Genomic DNA, 18,149 nt, shown 5'->3' on the forward strand with positions numbered 1-18,149 from the left:
TTCAATAAATGTCTTTTGTCACCCTCTAGACAAGTCGTGCATTTTTAAGAAGTTCATGCAAGTTTTCTATGAATATTTAAAATTCGGTTTTCGTTTTTCAAGGAAAGAGTGAACACCTTCTTTATAGTCGTCTGATAGAAATGATTCAATGACCAGCTTGGCTGCTTCAGGAGAATCTTCCTCTGCCCCTGACAGCACATCATTAATAATCTTTTTAGATCCTCTGACAGACTGCTGGGCATTTTTGCAAATCAGCTCAGCGTACGCCAGGGTCTCTTCTTTAATTGAAACTGCCGGTATAATCCGGTCAATTAGCCCAATCCGATAAGCTTCCTCTGCATCCAGCAGCCGGCCGGTAAAAAGAATATCCTTTGCTTTTGCAGGTCCGACAAGGTCCACTACATTTTTGGTTCCTGGTGTATTGTATACAAGTCCAAGCTTAGCAGGGGTTATTCCAAACTTGCCATTTTCGTCTGAGAACCTGAAATCACAGGCAACGGCTATTTCACAGCCGCCTCCTACACAAAATCCCTGAATCATTGCGATTGTTGGCTTGGAAGACTTCATGATCGCCTTTTCCGCAACCATTGTTGCTTCGTTATATTTCTCGGCACCCTCAGCTGTATATCTTAAGGTTTTGAATTCGCTGATATCTGCTCCCGCAGAAAAAGCTGCAGATCCTGTCCCTTTTAGAATGATCACTTTTACAGTTGAGTCACTTTCGCACTCAGCTATAAGATCCGGAATTTTTGTCCATATATCATAACTAAGTGCATTCCGCTTTTCCGGCCGATTAAAGCAGACATATGCGATTTCTCCCGCCTTCTCGAGATACACCGGATCACTCACTGCTTTTTTTTCATTAACCGCTTCAAGGTTATTAGACATTTTCCTACGACCTTTCTTTTAATTTTTATTCAATAGGGCGTTATCTTTCAAAGCTTTCACAGCACCTGCTTCTGTGAGCTTTTCAATAGATTCCTGATCGTAGCCCAGGTTCTGCAGCACTGTAATGGTGTCCTGACCGAAAAGTGGAGAAGGAGTTCTTACTTCACCTGGTGTTTCGGAAAATTTAGTAGGGATGCCAATCATTTTCATTTTTCCAATCAGTGGATGCTCAACTTCTTGTATCATTCCTCTTGCTTGATAATGCGGATCCTGTACAGCTTCTGCAAAGTTATTTATCGGACCTGCTGGCACTCCTGCTTTTTCACAGCGTTCGATCCAGTACTTCGTTTCGTTAAGCATCAAAACTTCCTCAATATCTTCTTCCAGTTCATTAACATGTTTATTTCTCAATAAATTCGTTTCATATCGCGAGTCTGTAATCCAATCAGGCTTTTCAACCACATCCATGCAAAACCTTTCCCACGTCCTTTGGTTTGCACAGCCCAGCATCATATAGCCCGATTTGGTTTTAACTGCTTGATATGGTGCGGAGACCCTATGGCGCCAGCCAGTTGCTTCCGGAATGGTGCCTTCAGCAAAATAGGCTCCTGCCTCCCATGTAAACCATGGAAGTCCAATTTCTGCAAGTGCAATATCCAAATGCTGCCCTTCTCCTGTTTTCATTTTATGAATATAGGCAGCTAAAATAGAGTATGCAGCCGTGATGCCTGCACCAATGTCATAAACGGCAATACCTGATTTCATTGGCCTCATCCCTTTTTCCCCTGTCATGCTCATCAGGCCTGTCATCCCCTGGGCAACAAGGTCAAACCCGCCTTTATGGGAATAAGGGCCTGTCTGCCCATAACCCGATATCGAACAATAGACAAGACTGGGATTGTGTTTCTTTAAACTTTCATAATCGATCCCAAGTGATTTAGTCACTCCAGGCCGATAGTTTTCTACAACTACATCCGCTTCCTTTGCAAGCTTATAGAAGATCTCCTTGCCTTCTTCACTTTTAAGATTAAGGGCAACGCTTTTTTTGTTTCGGTTTATCTGAAAGAAACAGGTGGATTCACCATTCACATATGGTCCCATTTGACGGGAATCATCACCGCCATTGACTTTTTCAACTTTCATTACATCTGCACCGAGATCAGCAAGAACCATTGTGCAATAGGGTCCTGCCATTATTTGCGAAGCATCAAGGACTTTCATTCCTTGTAAAGGTCCCATTTCAAAACACCCCATTTCAAAAATTGTGTGTCCAGAAGTGAGCCCGATATAACTGGCAGCTGTTCATTTCTATACTTTTTTTATCTTTATATGGTATAATTAAGGTCGATTTATTTTTTATGGGTGGAACATTTCTATTTTGGCGAGTGGAGATGTTCCCCTTTTTTTTATTCCCTAATCATGTTTGTTCCGCGTTCTAAATCATTTCGAAGATGATTTTCCACGGTCTTGGCAACCGCAATCCCGTCACGAGCTTTCAGAGCGTTAAGGATTTGGCGATGTTCCTTAAGAATCTCTCTGTTGTGCTCACTGTTTTTTAGGATATTGGCACGGTAGAGCAATAGAAATGAACGTACTTGCTGAAGCAAGTGCACCGCCCGTTTATTCGGACTGGCTTCCAAAAGCCTATCATGGAATTGTGCATTTAGTTCTAATAATTGAAGATGATCTCCTGCTTTAAATGCTTCCTCAGCATGCCGAAGAACCTTTTCAATTTCCTCCAGTTCCCTATCTGCAACCGTTTTCAAAATTAGCCCCATTATTTGAGGCTCAAGCATTAACCGACATTCATATAAATCCTTAAAATCAGTTTCTTCCAGCTTGACAACATTTAGCGACAGATGATCCTGGACTAGTAACCCCTCAATTTGCAGCTGACGGAGGGCTTCTCTTAATGGGGTGCGGCTAATTTTATATTTTTCTGCCAACTGCGAAACATTTACTTTCTCTCCTGGTTTTAATTCACCTGCCAGGATTGAACTTTTAATAATGTCATAAATTTGCTGATAAAGCGGCTGTGATAACTTTAGACTTTGCACCATATAAACCTTTTTCCTCCTTTCTCCGCCCCTTTTATAACATAATCAAAGGGAATTAATATTGAATACTGTATCCAGGATACAGCGCCTAAGTTGATAATATATAATTTTCTGAAAAGTGTCAATATTATATACAAAATTATTTATTTTACTAGCTATTTTTCTTAAAATACATATCAAATATTTAGGGAATTGCATCATATGTAATAAAACAAGAAACCTGTTATTAAATCAAAACAGGCAAAAAGGCAGATTCCCTGCCTTTTTGCTAAAGTTTACTTCATATCTTTTAAAAGGGTACTGTAAGTATCGATCAGTTTTTCAAATTCAGTATTATAATCATCAGCATTTAGCCAGCCGTCCCGCAGATGCAAGTAACTTGCTTTTTCGTACTCTTTATAGCCTGGACGATTTTTTGCCTCTTCCAGGGCTTTTTCCAGAACTTCAATGATTTCAGGCGGTGTATCCGCATGAACCATAAACCCTCTGCCCTGGCCGTCCGTTAAATCAATCCCCATTTCAGTTGAAATAGGCACATCTTCAAAACCTTCCATTTTTTCTTCTGTAAAGGCAATCAGCATTTTGATATCTCCGCTTTCAAGCTGGGCAATGGATGGTCCTGGCTCCTCTGCAATCATATCAATATGTCCGCCAAGAAGTGCAGCTGTCATTTCCCCGGAACCTTCAAACGAAATATAATTAAACTTTGTTCCAGTTGCTTGTTCAAACTGCTTGATCACCAGTTCATCAAATCCGGCTGAACCAGTCCCCCCAACCGTTATTTCACCAGGCTTTTCTTTTGCCTGTGCAATTAGATCGTCGATGTCTTTAAACTTCCCGTCGCTTTTTACTTGAAGCGTCATAGTGTCATTTTGAACTCGGCCCACTGCAGTTAATTTGCTCAAATCATTTTTTTCTGCACCTGCTGCAATATTAACAGGATGATTGGATGTTGCAGACCAAATGGTATAACCATCAGCCGGCTGCCTTGCCACATGGTCAGCTGAGTTTATTCCCGAAGCACCAGGCATATTTACAACATTAACATTAACACCGAGTATGCCTTTAAGCTCTTTAGCTATGGCCCTTGCAAAATTATCACTTCCTCCACCTGCACCAAACCCAACTACTATTTCAATTTGTCTTTCAGGGTAACTGCTTCCGCTTTTCTTTTCTTCCGAGCTTACTTCTTGAGGTGAAGTATTACATGCTTGTAAAAAGAATACCAATGCAATCATAAGAGCGAAAAACGAAAACCTTTTTAGTTTCATGTTAATTCCCCCATGTTTTGAAAAGTTTAAAAATTCTGTTAATTAAACTTAATAAAACCTCCTCATATGCAAGCATAGTTACATCCAAAGTCAAATTCATTCATCCACAAAACCCCTCACCCCCTGAATTATTCTTTAGCTTCATTAAGATACAATGCAATTTTTGTGCCGAAATGCAGAAAAAGACCTGAGGGGAATTCATTATTTTTTTTCAACAAACTAAAAAGTAAGCGGTTTCAAATATATTTGGACATTTTTTAGTTTAATTGTATATCTCTAAGCTCCAAGATTTGGAGCCGATCTTATTGGACGTGTTCTCTTTTGAAACAATTAGCGACTGCCCTGTTTCATTTTGAATCTTTATTGTGGACTATCGATTCAGCCCTATTTATTGATTCCATCAGATAGTCGGCAACATGCTTCGTTTCAATCTGATCTTCCATTCCTTCGCGGTGAACCCCCAGTTTCATTTGGAGGAAACACCCTGGATTGGCTGTTATTAGAACAGCTGATTCAGTTTCTTTGACTCTGGACATTTTCTTATCCAATATTTCATTCGCAAGTTTTGGCTGCAATAAATTATAAATTCCTGCAGACCCGCAGCAATATTTCTTTTCAGGAAGATCCACATACTCTGAGTTTGGAATTTCCTTCACCAATTTAGCTGGAGCATCCTTCACCTTCATTACATATTGCAGATGACAGGAAGGCTGATAGGTTACTCTTTCACCTCTGCCGGCAGTTTCAGGCATTTGGCCTTTATCATAAATGATCTCACTGATATCCCTTATTTTGGAAGAGAATGCTTTTGCCCTCTCCAGCCAATGGGGATCCCCCCGGAATAAGTCCGCATATTCCGCAAGTGCCGCACCGCATCCTCCGGCATTGGTAATAATATAATCCACATTAGCTTCTTCAAAAGCCTGTATATTCGCTTTGGCCAATTCAATGGCCTTGTCTTTTTTTCCGCTATGATGGTGCAGGGCCCCGCAGCACATTTGTGCTTTAGGTGTAACTACATCAAAACCAGTCTTTGACAGCAGTTTAATAGAATTATCATTCGTTTCTCTGAACATGACATCCATAATGCAGCCGTGGAAAAAGGCTACCCGGCCCCTTGCTGCCATTTCTTCATTAGCCCTTGGAGTAAACTCGGGATGGTGTTTCCGCCCTGAAGGCGGCAAAATGGAAGGCGTAATCCTTTCCATCTGTCTCATCTGCTCTGGGAAGAATTTCAGGATGCCCAGTCCTCTAGTTACAGACTGAAGTCCGCTTTTTTGATAAAACCACAGAAGATTGCCAACAGTATTAAGCCTTTTTTGGTTGGCAAGAACATGATCAAAGAAGTAATCTTTAAAAGTCCGTGCCGGATATGCAGGTTTTTTTATATCCGTTTGAACAGGGGTTTCAGCCGCTGCTGCTATTCTCTCCTTGGCGAGCATGACGATATCAGGGACCTGAACATCAATAGGACAGGCATCCACACAGGCTGAGCATAGCAGGCATCGATCGAGCTGATCTTTGATTTCCTGATTTACGGGGATATTGCCCTCAATCAGACTTCTTGCCATCAATACTCTGCCCCTGGGACCATCAGCTTCCCTGCCTGTGATATTTAATGTAGGGCAAACATTGCGGCAGGCACCGCAGCGCACACATGTTTGCATGGATTCTTCCGCCGTCAGCAATTTCAATTTCCATTCACCTCCATCCTAGTTAGGCAGTGCCATCTTGCCTGGATTCAGAATATTATTTGGATCAAGCGTCTTTTTAATAGCCCGCATTACTTCCATGGCAGGACCATGCTCAACATCCATATATTTGGCACGGACAATTCCCACGCCATGTTCAGCTGTTGTCGTTCCTTCCATTTTGATTGCCAGTTCGTGAATATCGTCGATCATTTTCTGCACATTTTCCGTTTCAATTTCATTGTTCATGTTCACTACCGGTCCGGTATGCATATTTCCATCGCCAACATGGCCGTAAATTCCGCAGATAATTCCATATCGTTCTGCAATATTATGAATCTCCCGCAGTGTTTCAGGGAGTCTCGAAATTGGCACACAGATATCTTCGCCGCCATACACACGGAAACCGCCCGGCTTCAATAGTCCAACAGCAGCACCAACAAGCTTCCTTGCCTGCCAGAGCTTTTCACACTCTTCCGGCTCATCGCTGAACTTTATATAATTCGTATATTTTTCAACCACCGTCCTGAGCCGGTTCACTTGGGAGGTTACCTCCTCCTTGGCACCATCGACTTCAAAAACAAGAATCGCTTCATTGTCCAGGGGAAGATTCAGCTCTGGCTTCATTATGTTGACAGCCTTCGTACAATTGAAGTCCATGATTTCGATGGCGGATGGCTGCAGGCCTGAAGAAAAAACAGCGTTTACCGCCTCTCCCGCATCTTCCAATCTTTCAAATGAGCATAGGACAATTCCTCTTGTGACGGGGAGCGGCAATAATTTCAGGCGTAGACGGGTCACAATTCCAAGAGTGCCTTCCGAACCGATCATTAAGTGGGCAAGGTCGTAGCCGGAGACCGATTTAAGCGCCTTCGATTTAGCGCCTCCAGTCACAATGATGTCACCATTGGGCAGTACGACTTCCATTCCCAGGACATAATGACGGGTGACACCGTATTTGACTGCCCTCAGCCCGCTTGAATTGTTGGAAACCATGCCTCCCACTGTGCACATATTGGCGCTTCCCGGGTCAGGAGGGAACCTTAGTCCATAGGGCTGTAAAGCCTCATTTAAATCATTTTGGATGACTCCCGGCTCAATTATCACCTGCAAATTTCTGTGATCAATCTCCAGTATTCGGTTCATTTTTGATAAATCCAGCATAATGCCGCCTTTAACCGGCACGGCTCCGCCTGTTTGTCCGGTGGCTGCCCCTCTCGGGTATAAAGGGATATTAAATTCGTTGGCCAGCCTGACACATTCACTGACCTCTTCAGTTGACAGTGCAATAACAGCCACTTGAGGCAGTTTCGGACGAAGCTGTGTTTCAAAGGATGCATCATAGGAGTAGGTCATCATATCAGTGCAATTGGTTAATAGCCGGTCGTCTCCGAAGATATTTCTTAATCGGGATATGACATTTTCATCCAGTGGAGGCGGTGTCATTGTTTCGTTCATTATTTCTCCTCCTTACAAACTATTTATTTTTCTCCAGAGGGTCGTCCTGCCGATCCCCAGAATCCTTGCCGCTTCTGTTTTATTGCCGTTTACCTGCTTCAGCACGTTCAGAATATACTCTTTCTCATAGTTTTGAAGCTTCGTTTCTTCATCAAATTCTTCATTATTGCAGTGTTGTTTTAGCTCATGCAATTTGGTAAAGTCTTTCCCGCCTGCCGCTAAAACAGTTTCTGAATCAATCATATTTTCAGGGGAAAGAATCATCGCTCTTTCAACAATGTTCCTGAGCTGGCGTATATTACCCGGCCAATGATAGCTTTGCATAATTTTCATAGCATCAGCAGTGAAACCTATAATATTTCTTCGAATGCCCGGTTCCAATTCTTTTATAAAAAAATCGCATAACAATGGTATATCAGGTATCCTCTCACGCAAGGACGGAATTGGGATGTCAAGAATATTGAGGCGATAATACAAATCAGCCCGGAAGCTCCCATCCTCGACCATCTTCTCAAAATCACGGTTTGAGGCAGCGATGACCCGAATATTAATGGGGATCACTCTTTCATCCCCAAGCCGCATTACTTCGCCTTCCTGCAAAACTCTAAGGAGCTGGGCCTGGAGGGATTCAGCGAGTTCGCCAATTTCATCGAGGAAGATGGTTCCCTGATGAGCCAATTCAAATAAGCCTGTTTTCCCTCCCTTTTTCGCTCCCGTAAAGGCTCCTTCGACGTAGCCGAACAATTCGCTTTCCAGCAGGTTTTCAGGGATAGCCGCACAATTCACAGCAACGAATGGCCCTTCCGACCGCTTGCTGAAGCTATGGATCAAATGGGCAAACACTTCTTTTCCTACACCTGTTTCACCCGTCAGGAGAACAGTAGAATCCACCTGTGAATATTTCTTCATCTTTTGGATCGCTTTTTGATACATCTCACTTTCCCCGACAATATTATTTAAACTGTATTTCGTGATATGGCCGCGGTGAAGGAGCTTTTTGCGGATTTCCTGCTCCTGCTGCTGAAGTCTATGAACCTCCTGAAACGTACAGACAGCCCCAAACACCTTTTGCTCGTGCCTGATGGGTATTCGATTTGCAACCACTTTTACACCATTGGTATCCTGGATGCGGTTCAGCTCTTCCTTACCAGTCGAAAGAACTTTTTTCATTTGTGAATTAACGAGGATATCATCAATCGACTTACCGATAACTGAATCATAGGGCAGGTTTAAGATGCTGTAAACGGAAGGATTGCATACTGTAATAATCCCTTTTTCATCCACAGCAATTACACCATCAGCAATAAAATCAAGAATTGCCTGGAGTTCCTTGGTTCGCTTCAGTTCTATCCGCCTCACATCAATCAGGCTTCTTGCTTCATGAATGGCCTGGATGACCGATTCCACTCCAGACGTTAATATCACAGTTTCTATCGAATCATTTTTAACTTTGTTCGTAAAAATACTTTTGCCAATCAGGACATCTATCTCTTTTTTGCTGAGAGTTTCGACGGCTGCTTCAGCTTCCTCAGCTACAATTACGGCATGCTTTTCAATCGAAAGGCCCAGAACAGATTCAATTGTTTCGATCCCTTGCAAAACATCCCGGGTGTCAGCTATTCCAACCTTCTGTCCAAGTTTTTGTGCTTCTTTGATGGTTCGCAGCAGGTCATATCCGGTTATGGGAATCTGTACGACGGGTATGCTAAGGTCGGACTCAATGAGCTTTAATCCCATGGTTCCTCTGCTGATGATTACTTCTGTTCCGGCTTTTTCAAATTCTTTAGCAGCTGCAATAGCATTTTTAAAGCTCACTTTTCGTATAGCGACATCTTCTCCTGTTTTTTCCGCAGCTTCCTTTGAAACCTGTATCAGCGCGTCAATTGGGGTTAGAATGGCAATTTCGGACATCACTTCACCTCATTTTCCTTTTTCTCTTGGACAAGTTTTATTATTATATTAAGTTAATCTTATCAGATGCCAAGGAAAATTTCGGCTAGTTTTCATAATAATCAGTCTAATTATTAAATCAGGAAAGTACCAGCTTTTACTTTAATTACACTTTCAACCTGGCCAAAGGGGCCCCCGGGTGAAAACATCCCCACTGCCGTGCCGGAAAGCTGAAAAAAATAGGATAGATCCTTAAGGTCCTCATCATTCAGCTGTTCAAAAACAGTTCCTCCTAGAATCACTGCATTTCCTATTAAACTGTCATCAAAAATGTCCAGCAGATGGCTGCAGAGCATTTTACCGTTTACTTTTCCGCTTAAAGCTCCGTTGACTTCAATATAAGCCGTTTCAGGTATGAACATACTAAATGATCCGGCTGCCAGGCAAGCTGCCATTGAATCCGGCGAGATAACGATGGGGATGGCTCCCCTTCCGCCCTGACACTTAATATCCTCATCTATTCCTGCAATGACCATTCCATTCATCGGAATATTTTCTGTCCGGAAATATTGGGACAAATCACAATCTATTACTCTTATTCCTTTTCCTGTACAGAATTTAAGGATGTTCTCAACTTCTCCATCTCCAAGAGAAAAAAGAATCTGGGCTGGATTTTTGGCGTTTTTGTAACCTAGTCTGTTAAATGCTTTGATAACATTAAGTGAATTTTGGCCGCTGACGAATAGGAAATCTGGTGTCACATTGATCTGATCCCCTGGAATAACTGAAGGCAGATTTGCCAGTTCGGCGAGTCGTTTTTCAAATAAATTCACCGGGCTCACGTCTCCTTAGGACCAGCAATTTAGCAGTATGGATTTTCAAGCCAATGCCGCTGTGCAGCGGAAACTCCTGCACCTAACTCCACTTCGTGTCCGCTCTTCTTTAAAGCAAGCTCCATTGCAGCAAACATCTTCAGCATATCTGCTGCATCTGTATATCCCATATGGCCCAGACGCAAAATTTGATTCTTCACCTTTCCAAGACCGCCCCCCAATGCGATATGGAATTCTTCCCGCATCATCTTTCTGAATTCATCGGCATTATTTAATTTAACGGCTGTCAGGGTTGGACTGGCAACCGAATCATCCACAAGCAATTCAAGACCTAATGCCCGCACCCCTGCCCTTGTCATATCCCGAAGAGCAGCATGCCTTTTGTATTCAGCTTCTATTCCTCCGCTTTTTTCTATCATATTGCATGCCTCAAGCAGCCCGCACACAAGTGATATATTCGGCGTATATGGTGTTCCAGTCCCAGACTCCAGTCCCTTTTTATAAAGTTTGAGGTCAAAGTAAAAGGATAGGCACTGATGCTTATTCACAGTGTTCCAAGCTTTTTCACTCAATGTAATTAATGCAAGGCCAGGCGGCAGCATTAACGCTTTCTGTCCTCCAGTTGCCACAATATCGATGCCCCACTCGTCCATATATAAAGGTGTACCGACTATTGAGCTAACTGCATCAACGAGGAAAATGGCATCCGTTTCTTTTACAACGGCCGCTATCTCTTTAATATTGTTGATTGCAGATGTGGATGTTTCACAGTGTGTAGCAAAAACAGCCTTTGCCTCAGGATTTTCCTTTAATGCTTTTCTCACATCTTCAGGATTTACAATATGCCCCCAATCCGCATCGACCCGGACGGTTTTGCAGCCGATATGGTCTGTAATTCCCTGAAGATACTCACCAAAATAGCCGACTACGCAAAGGATGATCGTATCATTGGGACCAACCGTGTTAATAATAGCTGTTTCAAGAGCGGAAGCTCCGCTTGAGGTAAGCGGGATTACCAGGTTTTCTGTCTGGAATATCATTTTGGACTTTTCAGTGGTTTCCTGAAGTACATCCTGAAAGGCTGGATTTCGGTAATCCATCATGGGATGATCGAAACTTCTTAGCATAGCACGCTGTATTTCTTTCGGAACCTGAACTGGCCCCGGCAATCTTAAGTCCAATTTTTCTTCAAACATAGCTTCCTCCCCTTATCGTTTCTGATTAATATCTTGCTAATGAGATATGTTGCAATTTCCGTGCCAATTTTGAATAGCTTTTGCACTAAGGTTTGTTAGTTAGGGGAGTGTTTCAGCGTTTCATTTTGGAACGATTTGGAACAGGTGGGTGAAACAACTGGTGGTGTGAGAAAATTTTCATGTGATGAATTGGGTTCTTCTTTTGGGATGGTTATACCGTTATGACGATGGTTTTTGGGGGTTATCCTGATTTTCGGGTTTTTGGCAGCGGTTATGACGACTGATTTATCTGTCTTCTATTTAGGGTGTTGATTTACCTGATAAACTGCCATTTTGCTTTACTGCCTTCAATTTTGTCGTTATTCCATGCGATTAACTACCATTTTTCTTTAATGCTCTATTTTTCGGCGTTAATCCATCTGATTAACTACCATTTTCGCTCTACTGCATTCATTTTAGTCGTTATTCCATGCGATTAACTACCATTTTTCTTTAATGCACTCTATTTCGTCGTTATTCCATGCCATTAACTACCATTTTTCTTTAATGCACTCTATTTCGTCGTTATTCCATGCGATTAACTACCATTTTCGCTCTACTGCATACAATTTCGTCGTTATTCCATGCCATTAACTACCATTTTTGCTTTACTGCATTCAATTTCGTCGTTATTCCATGCGATTAACTACCATTTTCGCTCTACTCCATTCAATTTCATCGTTATTCCATGCCATTAACTATTATTTTTCTTTACTGCTCTTTTTTTCGTCGTTAATTAGTGTGTTTGACTGCTATTGTTTCCTTCCTGTTCTGGATTTTGTGAGCAATTTTTGCTGCAGCTTTTAATTGTCTAAATTAAATTTTGGTTTTCGCAATCATTAGTTTCTTCATAAAAATACATGAAATAACAAAAGGCAGCCCCATTCTTTCGAACAGGCTGCCTTTTTTACATTATTAATTGTGGGCTTTCTAAGAAATCTTCTTTAATTCATCTGTTAGGCGGATGAATTCTTCTTTGTTTCGGCTAGTCAGAGCTTCATCAATTTTTTCGCGAATCTTTTCTTTTCGGTATTCCTTAAGAGCTTGATTTAGGACTTGTTCTGCTAACAATGACACGTTTTCCTCAGACTGTTCCGGCGAGTTAAGTAGACGTTTTTCCATTTAAAATCAACCCCTTGACCTTTTTTCTATTGTAACAGAAGTTTTCAGATTATTCAAATCATTATTTGCTGGAAATTTTATCAGCAGCTGCTAAGCGTGTTACATACAATGTACCCGGTAAGTGAACAGTTTAAACAAAAACAAAGAAGCTGACTCATGAGAAAAATAATTTCCTCACAAGTCAGCCCCCTTATGCTTTGGCTGTTTCAAGTATGCTCATTACATTTTGTACAGACTTAACAGATTGATCAAGTGCTTTTTTCTCATCGGCAGTCAATGGAATTTCAATGACACTTTCTATTCCATTTCCGCCAAGGATTGTAGGAACTCCCAGGTAGATGTTACTGTATCCATACTCACCTTCCAAATAGGCAATTGAAGGCAGGATTCGTTTTTTATCTTTTAGAATCGCTTCAGCCATCTCAACCATTGAAGCTGCAGGGGCATAATAGGCACTTCCCTGGCCAAGCAGATTTACAATTTCTCCTCCGCCTTTTCTGGTTCTTTCCACAATCGCTTCAATTCGGTCGGCAGGGAGAATTTTCTCCAGCGGAATGCCGCCAGCATATGAATATCTGACCAGCGGAACCATATCATCTCCATGCCCGCCCAGGACAAAACCTGAAATATCTTCAATGGAGACTCCCAGCTCTTGAGCCACAAACGCATTAAATCGGGCTGTATCCAATACTCCCGATTGGCCGATTACCCTATTTTTCGGAAAACCAGTAGTTTTATAGCAGACATAGGTCATGGCATCGACAGGATTGCTTAATACAATGATATAGCTTTCCGGGGCGTATGTTTTTATATTTTGAGAAACTTCTATCATAATCTTTTCATTTACAGCGACAAGATCGTCCCGGCTCATTCCGGGTTTTCTTGGCATTCCTGCCGTAATCAATACTATATCTGCATCTTGAATGTCTTCATAGCTTGAAGTGCCGGTAATGCTGGCATTGAAGCGCTGAACCGGTCCAGCTTCAAGCATATCAAGGGCCTTGCCTTTTGTTGGGTTCGTCTGTGAAGGTATGTCTACTAAGATTATGTCTCCTAATTCTTTTTGGGCCAGCATCAATGCTGCTGTCGCACCCGTAAAGCCTGACCCGATAACGGCAATCTTTCTTCTCTTAAAAGTCATGGCTGTTCCTCCATTTCATCATACTAGTGGAGTACTCTATTTATCTTCAACGCTATCTGGTTCCGCCGCAGATATCTGTTTCTTTTTGCTTCCTCCCTTTTTTACGGGGGGTGATTCAGGAGCTGGTTCTTGTTTCATTTCCTTTGGTTTCCTGTCATCCAATAAAGCTTTCTTGATATCTTCATCAGGATGAGGTATTACATGAGCTGACACGAGTTCACCCACTCTGGCAGCCGCTTCCTTACCTGCATCCACAGCAGCCTGAACAGCACTTACATCCCCCTGAACCAAAACCGTTACTAAGGCGGCGTCCACTTTTTCCTGCTTCACCAAAGTAACATCGGCTGCTTTCAGCATGGCATCTGCTGCTTCAATGGACCCAATCAGCCCTCTTGTTTCAATCATGCCAAGTGCTCTTGCCATACTATCTCACCTCTTTCTTTTCAACATCAATAGAATCGATAATTCCAATAATCAATGCATCAATGGGCAATCTTATATCCCCGGACATGTTTGAAGCCGAACTTCCACGCGTAACGAGAACTTGATCACCAACTCCTGCCCCAATACGGTCAACCGCAACGAATGTTTTTTTTGCTGAAATTCCATGAGGCTCGACAACCAAAAATTTCAGGCCAGTTAAATCATCCTCTTTTCTTGTGGCCCATAAATTGCCGATTACCGTTCCCATTTCCATGTGTTTTCAGCCCCTTTTGAATCCATTACAACAATGCTTTTTCCCAATTCCCGTGCTGTATCACGTGCTAAAGGTGTTATAATGGTCTGTTGATTTGCGAGGATTTCATTCATTTTGCATTCTTGAACATCTCTTTGTGTAATCAGCTTCTTTGAGTCTGGCTGACCTGCATTAATAGGCTTTGGAGCTGCAAATTCCTCCAGGCTATTGATTTCAACCCCGAACTTTAACAGCTTTTCCTTATACTCCATTAAACTTGAAAAATACTCCCCGTTTGTTTTTTTCTCTCCATTCAGGAATTTATATAGATTTGTTTTCGGAATTAAGGTAACAGGGACATAATCAATAATACAGGCTGAGAGTAGCTCGCTTTCCGGTGTATCGCAAATGCCCAGTGCCCCTTTGACAAACAAATCTTGGGAAGCATCAAGAAAAATAACCTTCATAACAGTATGCAGCTGAGCTTCTTCACTAAAGTCATAAGGAAGGACATTCCAGTTTTTCTTTAACACTTCTAATATATTTATATCGACTCTCTTTAAATCCCCGACTGCGAGGATATTATGTTTAGTTGCAGAATTTGGAGCAGACTTGGCACCTAATAAATTTCTCACTACTTCTTCAACTATTTTCTCAATTAACTGCCGGTCAATCATAAGCGTTCCTCTTGCCTTATTAACCTGCCGGCCGTTTTTCCGGCAATCAGTCCTGCATTGGCTTCATCAGTATCAATATGCATTTCAAGTCTATAACGGGGTGAGATTCTAATTAACACATTTCCAAAGGATATTGGACGTTCACCCTCTGCCTCAACTTTGACATATTCCCCATTTTTCACGCCGAAAGCACTAGCATCTTCCGGAGCCATATGAATGTGTGCCTGCGCAATAATCAGACCTTCTTTTTTATAAATGCTGCCCTTGGGTCCTATTAGAGTAACAGGCGAAGATCCTTCTATATTTCCGGATTCGCGAAGCGGAGGTTTTAACCCCAGTTTGACTGAATCTGTACGGCTGACTTCTACCTGGGTTATATGGCGCGCAGGACCAAGAATGCGCACTTTTTCAAGGCTTCCTCTTGGTCCTGCGATGGTTATGGTTTCATTAGCAGCGAATTGGCCAGGCTGAGATAAATCAGCTTTTTTGGTAAGCTGATAGCCTGTTCCAAAAAGAATCTCCAAATCACTTTGACTTAAATGACAGTGCCGTGCAGAGACAGCCATTGGAATTGAATAATCTTTTACTGAGGAACCTTTTAGCCTTGAGACGATTTCCTCTACAATCGATTGAATGGCTTGCTCGTTCATGGTTTAAGCTCCTAACTTAGTAATCTTGTATTAAAGCTCTACATCAATTTTTGGAAGGATGCTTTCCAATTCGTTATGAGGACGAGGAATGACATGAACAGATTTTAATTCTCCAACACGCTGTGCTGCTGCAGCTCCCGCATCAGTTGCTGCTTTGACAGCACCTACATCACCGCGCACAAGGACCGTTACAATTCCGCCTCCTACATGCACCTTTCCAACTAAATGAACATTCGCAGCCTTCACCATGGCGTCAGCAGCTTCCACAGAAGCAACAAGCCCTTTTGTTTCAATCATTCCTAATGCAGTTAATTCTCTAGCCATTTTTATTTCCTCCTAATTAGTTAGTTTGATATTTTTTCATCACTTGATTGACCATGTCGGCAATCATCTTTGCATCGACTTCGCCATCTGGCGATACTTGCTGAAGAACTTGACTAACAATATGATCAACATCCTGGCTGCCGGCATGTTCTTCTTCAGCTATAGAAGATGATGATGCCGGTTTTGGGATGGTGACTTCATTAGTTCCATAAGCCATTCTTTTAATGTTGATCAGGTGGCGTGCTGTTACATTATCAGAGGTAATGTTGCCGCCGAATGAACCGCATCCCAGAGTCAGAGAAGGCATCAATCCGGTTGTCGCCCCAACAGCACCAATCGAGGACAGCGTGTTGACCATCATCCTCGAAACAGGCATTACGAGAGCAAAATCCTTAGCTACTGCATCATCATTCGTATGAATTGAGAAGCTATGCCCTCTTCCGCCCAAATTGAGGAGCTGCAGGCAGATTTCTTTTGCATCCTGGCAGCTTTCCGCTGTATAAAGAGCAAAAACCGGAGATAATTTTTCAATTGAAAATGGTATGTCTTTGCCAACTCCAGTTTCTTCAGCAATTAAAACTCTTGTTTCTTCCGGAACTTGGATACTAGCCATGGCTGCGATTTTAACAGCACTTTGACCGACGATATCCGGATTCAGCTTTCCCGGTGAAGGTGAAATGACTTTTTCCAAAGCCGCCTTTTCTTGCTTATTTAAGAGATAAGCCCCATTATTTCTGAGTTCTCTCATGGTCATTTCTTTGATGTTGCGATCGACGACAATCGATTGTTCAGTAGCGCAAATCGTTCCATTATCAAAAGATTTACTGTCAATAATCATTCTCACCGACTGGGCCACCTTAGCGGTTTTTTCAATATAGCAAGGCACATTTCCAGGTCCTACTCCATAGGCAGGCTTGCCTGAGCTATACGCAGCCCTGACCAGTCCGCCGCCGCCTGTTGCTAAAATGAGATTGATGTCGCGATGCTTCATTAATTCGTTTGTTGCACTCATTGAAGGCTTTGAGATCCATCCAATCAATCCTTCTGGTGCACCTGCCTGTATGGCTGCTTCATTGACAATTTTTAGAGCTTCAACTGTACATCTCACTGCCCTTGGATGAGGGCTCACGACAATGGCATTTCTTGTTTTTAGAGCAATCAGCGCTTTAAAAATGGCTGTTGAAGTAGGGTTAGTCGTTGGAATGATGCCTGCAATGACACCGTAAGGATAGGCAATTTCCGTTACTTTATTTACCTGATCTTCACTTATGATGCCTACTGTCTTTTCATCTTTGATAGACTCATAGACAGCCTTGGAACCGACTTCGTTTTTAATTTTTTTGTGCTCGACTATGCCCATCCCTGTTTCCTCTACCGCCATCCGGGCAAGGTAAAGTGACTTGGCATAAGCAGCATCAGCGGCTTTTTTGACGATTTCGTCGACCTGCTCCTGCGTAAAGGCCATATACTTTAACTGCGCTTCCTTAGCCCGCTTTACAGCATTCCGCATTTCCTGCATAGATTGAAGATCATGATCAAATTGCAAGATTCCCACGCTCCTTTCAGGATATTTTGAAAGAATTAGTACTTTATAGGATTCTGAGAAATTTCCATAATGGCATCCCGGAAAGCATCAGCTGCTGCCTGGCAGGCTGATTGAGAGCCGGTCAGCAGCCCTCCGCCAAAGTTGGTTTCCGAAGGCGGCCCGAAAAATTTAACCATTTCTACATCCGCTGCCTTTAGAGCAGCGTCAAGTCCATAAACGGCTTCCAATGGCGGGGCTATTAGATATGCTATAGGCTCTCCGATATTGATTCCTGCTTCCTTTGACAGATAGGACCCTGTTCTGGAAACAACATGTGCATAAATGGCATGCGCTTTTTCCTGATCAAGCGCTTCAAAATAAGCATCGGATTCAGCTGTCTGAAGTACTGCCTCCATACCGCTTTTGACTTCATCAGGAGAAGGCCCTGCAATAATTCCAATCATTTCACCTGATAATGGCCCAGAAGCATGAGCAGCGCCCGCATAAAAGGACCTGGCATAAACCACTTCGACATCAGCTCTTTTAGTAGCTTCATCGAGTGCGGTATAGCCTACGTCATCGACTGTAGAGGTGAAAATCGCCAGGCTTCGGTGATGGGGCTGAAGCTGAAACTGCTTTGCAAGCTCTTGGTCCACATTAGCTATCACCCGAACAGCCAATATATCGGCGTGAATTCGTTCTAATCCCATT

General features: G+C 42.5%; 18 protein-coding genes. All 18 read right to left on the reverse strand.

The genetic code is table 11. The annotated features are described in order from the left end of the window. Positions 1–66: 66 nt before the first annotated feature. The 18 genes from IRB79_RS14610 to eutL all read right to left on the reverse strand — a co-directional run bounded on the left by IRB79_RS14610 (position 67) and on the right by eutL (position 18,148). On the reverse strand, positions 67–888 hold the full coding sequence (locus IRB79_RS14610) for an enoyl-CoA hydratase-related protein (protein WP_243503198.1): 822 nt from the start codon (positions 886–888) through the stop codon (positions 67–69). Positions 889–906: 18 nt separating this feature from the next. Then, on the reverse strand, positions 907–2,127 hold the full coding sequence (locus IRB79_RS14615; protein ID WP_243503199.1) for a CaiB/BaiF CoA transferase family protein: 1,221 nt from the start codon (positions 2,125–2,127) through the stop codon (positions 907–909). A 167-nt stretch (positions 2,128–2,294) separates the two neighbouring features. Continuing rightward, complete coding sequence (locus tag IRB79_RS14620) at positions 2,295–2,948, reverse strand: GntR family transcriptional regulator (protein WP_243503200.1); 654 nt, start codon at positions 2,946–2,948, stop codon at positions 2,295–2,297. Between the two features lie 272 nt (positions 2,949–3,220). Beyond that, positions 3,221–4,216 carry a tripartite tricarboxylate transporter substrate binding protein gene (locus IRB79_RS14625; protein ID WP_243503201.1) on the reverse strand — a complete coding sequence of 332 codons (996 nt, stop codon included), beginning with the start codon at positions 4,214–4,216 and terminating at the stop codon, positions 3,221–3,223. Positions 4,217–4,563: 347 nt separating this feature from the next. Next, positions 4,564–5,910, reverse strand: coding sequence for a (Fe-S)-binding protein (locus tag IRB79_RS14630; RefSeq protein ID WP_243503202.1), 1,347 nt, complete (start codon positions 5,908–5,910; stop codon positions 4,564–4,566). 18 nt (positions 5,911–5,928) lie between these two features. Beyond that, entirely contained in the window at positions 5,929–7,365 is a 1,437-nt protein-coding gene (locus tag IRB79_RS14635; RefSeq protein WP_243503203.1) for an FAD-binding oxidoreductase, read from the reverse strand. A gap of 12 nt (positions 7,366–7,377) precedes the next feature. Beyond that, complete coding sequence (locus tag IRB79_RS14640) at positions 7,378–9,276, reverse strand: sigma 54-interacting transcriptional regulator (protein ID WP_243503204.1); 1,899 nt, start codon at positions 9,274–9,276, stop codon at positions 7,378–7,380. Between the two features lie 113 nt (positions 9,277–9,389). After that, the gene (locus IRB79_RS14645) at positions 9,390–10,088 is read right to left on the reverse strand and encodes a hypothetical protein (RefSeq protein ID WP_243503205.1); all 699 of its coding nucleotides are present in this window, start codon (positions 10,086–10,088) and stop codon (positions 9,390–9,392) included. 29 nt (positions 10,089–10,117) lie between these two features. Further along, complete coding sequence (locus IRB79_RS14650; protein WP_243503206.1) at positions 10,118–11,284, reverse strand: pyridoxal-phosphate-dependent aminotransferase family protein; 1,167 nt, start codon at positions 11,282–11,284, stop codon at positions 10,118–10,120. Positions 11,285–12,253: 969 nt separating this feature from the next. Beyond that, positions 12,254–12,445, reverse strand: a complete 192-nt coding sequence (locus tag IRB79_RS14655) for an IDEAL domain-containing protein (protein WP_243503207.1) — start codon at positions 12,443–12,445, stop codon at positions 12,254–12,256. A gap of 190 nt (positions 12,446–12,635) precedes the next feature. Continuing rightward, the gene (gene mdh / locus IRB79_RS14660; protein ID WP_243503208.1) at positions 12,636–13,586 is read right to left on the reverse strand and encodes a malate dehydrogenase; all 951 of its coding nucleotides are present in this window, start codon (positions 13,584–13,586) and stop codon (positions 12,636–12,638) included. Positions 13,587–13,622: 36 nt separating this feature from the next. Further along, the gene (locus IRB79_RS14665; protein WP_243503209.1) at positions 13,623–14,009 is read right to left on the reverse strand and encodes a BMC domain-containing protein; all 387 of its coding nucleotides are present in this window, start codon (positions 14,007–14,009) and stop codon (positions 13,623–13,625) included. A gap of 1 nt (position 14,010) precedes the next feature. After that, positions 14,011–14,283, reverse strand: a complete 273-nt coding sequence (locus tag IRB79_RS14670) for a EutN/CcmL family microcompartment protein (RefSeq protein WP_243503210.1) — start codon at positions 14,281–14,283, stop codon at positions 14,011–14,013. Beyond that, positions 14,265–14,939: a hypothetical protein gene (locus IRB79_RS14675; protein WP_243503211.1), complete on the reverse strand. Its 675-nt coding sequence runs from the start codon at positions 14,937–14,939 to the stop codon at positions 14,265–14,267. Before IRB79_RS14675 ends, IRB79_RS14670 begins: the two co-directional genes overlap by 19 nt. Next, a complete protein-coding gene (locus IRB79_RS14680; protein WP_243503212.1) occupies positions 14,936–15,589 on the reverse strand; it encodes a phosphate propanoyltransferase in 654 nt (217 codons plus the stop codon). Before IRB79_RS14680 ends, IRB79_RS14675 begins: the two co-directional genes overlap by 4 nt. Positions 15,590–15,619: 30 nt before the next feature. Next, complete coding sequence (locus tag IRB79_RS14685; protein ID WP_026582312.1) at positions 15,620–15,913, reverse strand: BMC domain-containing protein; 294 nt, start codon at positions 15,911–15,913, stop codon at positions 15,620–15,622. A 16-nt stretch (positions 15,914–15,929) separates the two neighbouring features. Beyond that, positions 15,930–17,459: an acetaldehyde dehydrogenase (acetylating) gene (locus IRB79_RS14690; protein WP_243503213.1), complete on the reverse strand. Its 1,530-nt coding sequence runs from the start codon at positions 17,457–17,459 to the stop codon at positions 15,930–15,932. Positions 17,460–17,494: 35 nt separating this feature from the next. Continuing rightward, entirely contained in the window at positions 17,495–18,148 is a 654-nt protein-coding gene (eutL, locus tag IRB79_RS14695) for an ethanolamine utilization microcompartment protein EutL (protein ID WP_243503214.1), read from the reverse strand. Between the last annotated feature and the right edge of the window lies 1 nt (position 18,149).

It is taken from the genome of Cytobacillus oceanisediminis (assembly GCF_022811925.1).
GTDB lineage: Bacteria > Bacillota > Bacilli > Bacillales > Cytobacillaceae > Cytobacillus > Cytobacillus oceanisediminis_D.

What these genes read in the sequence shown, in the direction of transcription:
- IRB79_RS14650 (WP_243503206.1), bottom strand. Translation starts at nt 11,284, where the DNA reads ATGTTTGAAGAAAAATTGGACTTAAGATTGCCGGGGCCAGTTCAGGTT.
- IRB79_RS14615 (WP_243503199.1), bottom strand. Translation starts at nt 2,127, where the DNA reads ATGGGACCTTTACAAGGAATGAAAGTCCTTGATGCTTCGCAAATAATG.
- IRB79_RS14625 (WP_243503201.1), bottom strand. Translation starts at nt 4,216, where the DNA reads ATGAAACTAAAAAGGTTTTCGTTTTTCGCTCTTATGATTGCATTGGTA.
- IRB79_RS14670 (WP_243503210.1), bottom strand. Translation starts at nt 14,283, where the DNA reads ATGGAAATGGGAACGGTAATCGGCAATTTATGGGCCACAAGAAAAGAG.
- eutL (WP_243503214.1), bottom strand. Translation starts at nt 18,148, where the DNA reads ATGGGATTAGAACGAATTCACGCCGATATATTGGCTGTTCGGGTGATA.
- IRB79_RS14665 (WP_243503209.1), bottom strand. Translation starts at nt 14,009, where the DNA reads ATGGCAAGAGCACTTGGCATGATTGAAACAAGAGGGCTGATTGGGTCC.
- IRB79_RS14610 (WP_243503198.1), bottom strand. Translation starts at nt 888, where the DNA reads ATGTCTAATAACCTTGAAGCGGTTAATGAAAAAAAAGCAGTGAGTGAT.
- IRB79_RS14620 (WP_243503200.1), bottom strand. Translation starts at nt 2,948, where the DNA reads ATGGTGCAAAGTCTAAAGTTATCACAGCCGCTTTATCAGCAAATTTAT.
- IRB79_RS14635 (WP_243503203.1), bottom strand. Translation starts at nt 7,365, where the DNA reads ATGAACGAAACAATGACACCGCCTCCACTGGATGAAAATGTCATATCC.
- IRB79_RS14640 (WP_243503204.1), bottom strand. Translation starts at nt 9,276, where the DNA reads ATGTCCGAAATTGCCATTCTAACCCCAATTGACGCGCTGATACAGGTT.
- IRB79_RS14655 (WP_243503207.1), bottom strand. Translation starts at nt 12,445, where the DNA reads ATGGAAAAACGTCTACTTAACTCGCCGGAACAGTCTGAGGAAAACGTG.
- mdh (WP_243503208.1), bottom strand. Translation starts at nt 13,586, where the DNA reads ATGACTTTTAAGAGAAGAAAGATTGCCGTTATCGGGTCAGGCTTTACG.
- IRB79_RS14680 (WP_243503212.1), bottom strand. Translation starts at nt 15,589, where the DNA reads ATGAACGAGCAAGCCATTCAATCGATTGTAGAGGAAATCGTCTCAAGG.
- IRB79_RS14675 (WP_243503211.1), bottom strand. Translation starts at nt 14,939, where the DNA reads ATGATTGACCGGCAGTTAATTGAGAAAATAGTTGAAGAAGTAGTGAGA.
- IRB79_RS14685 (WP_026582312.1), bottom strand. Translation starts at nt 15,913, where the DNA reads ATGGCTAGAGAATTAACTGCATTAGGAATGATTGAAACAAAAGGGCTT.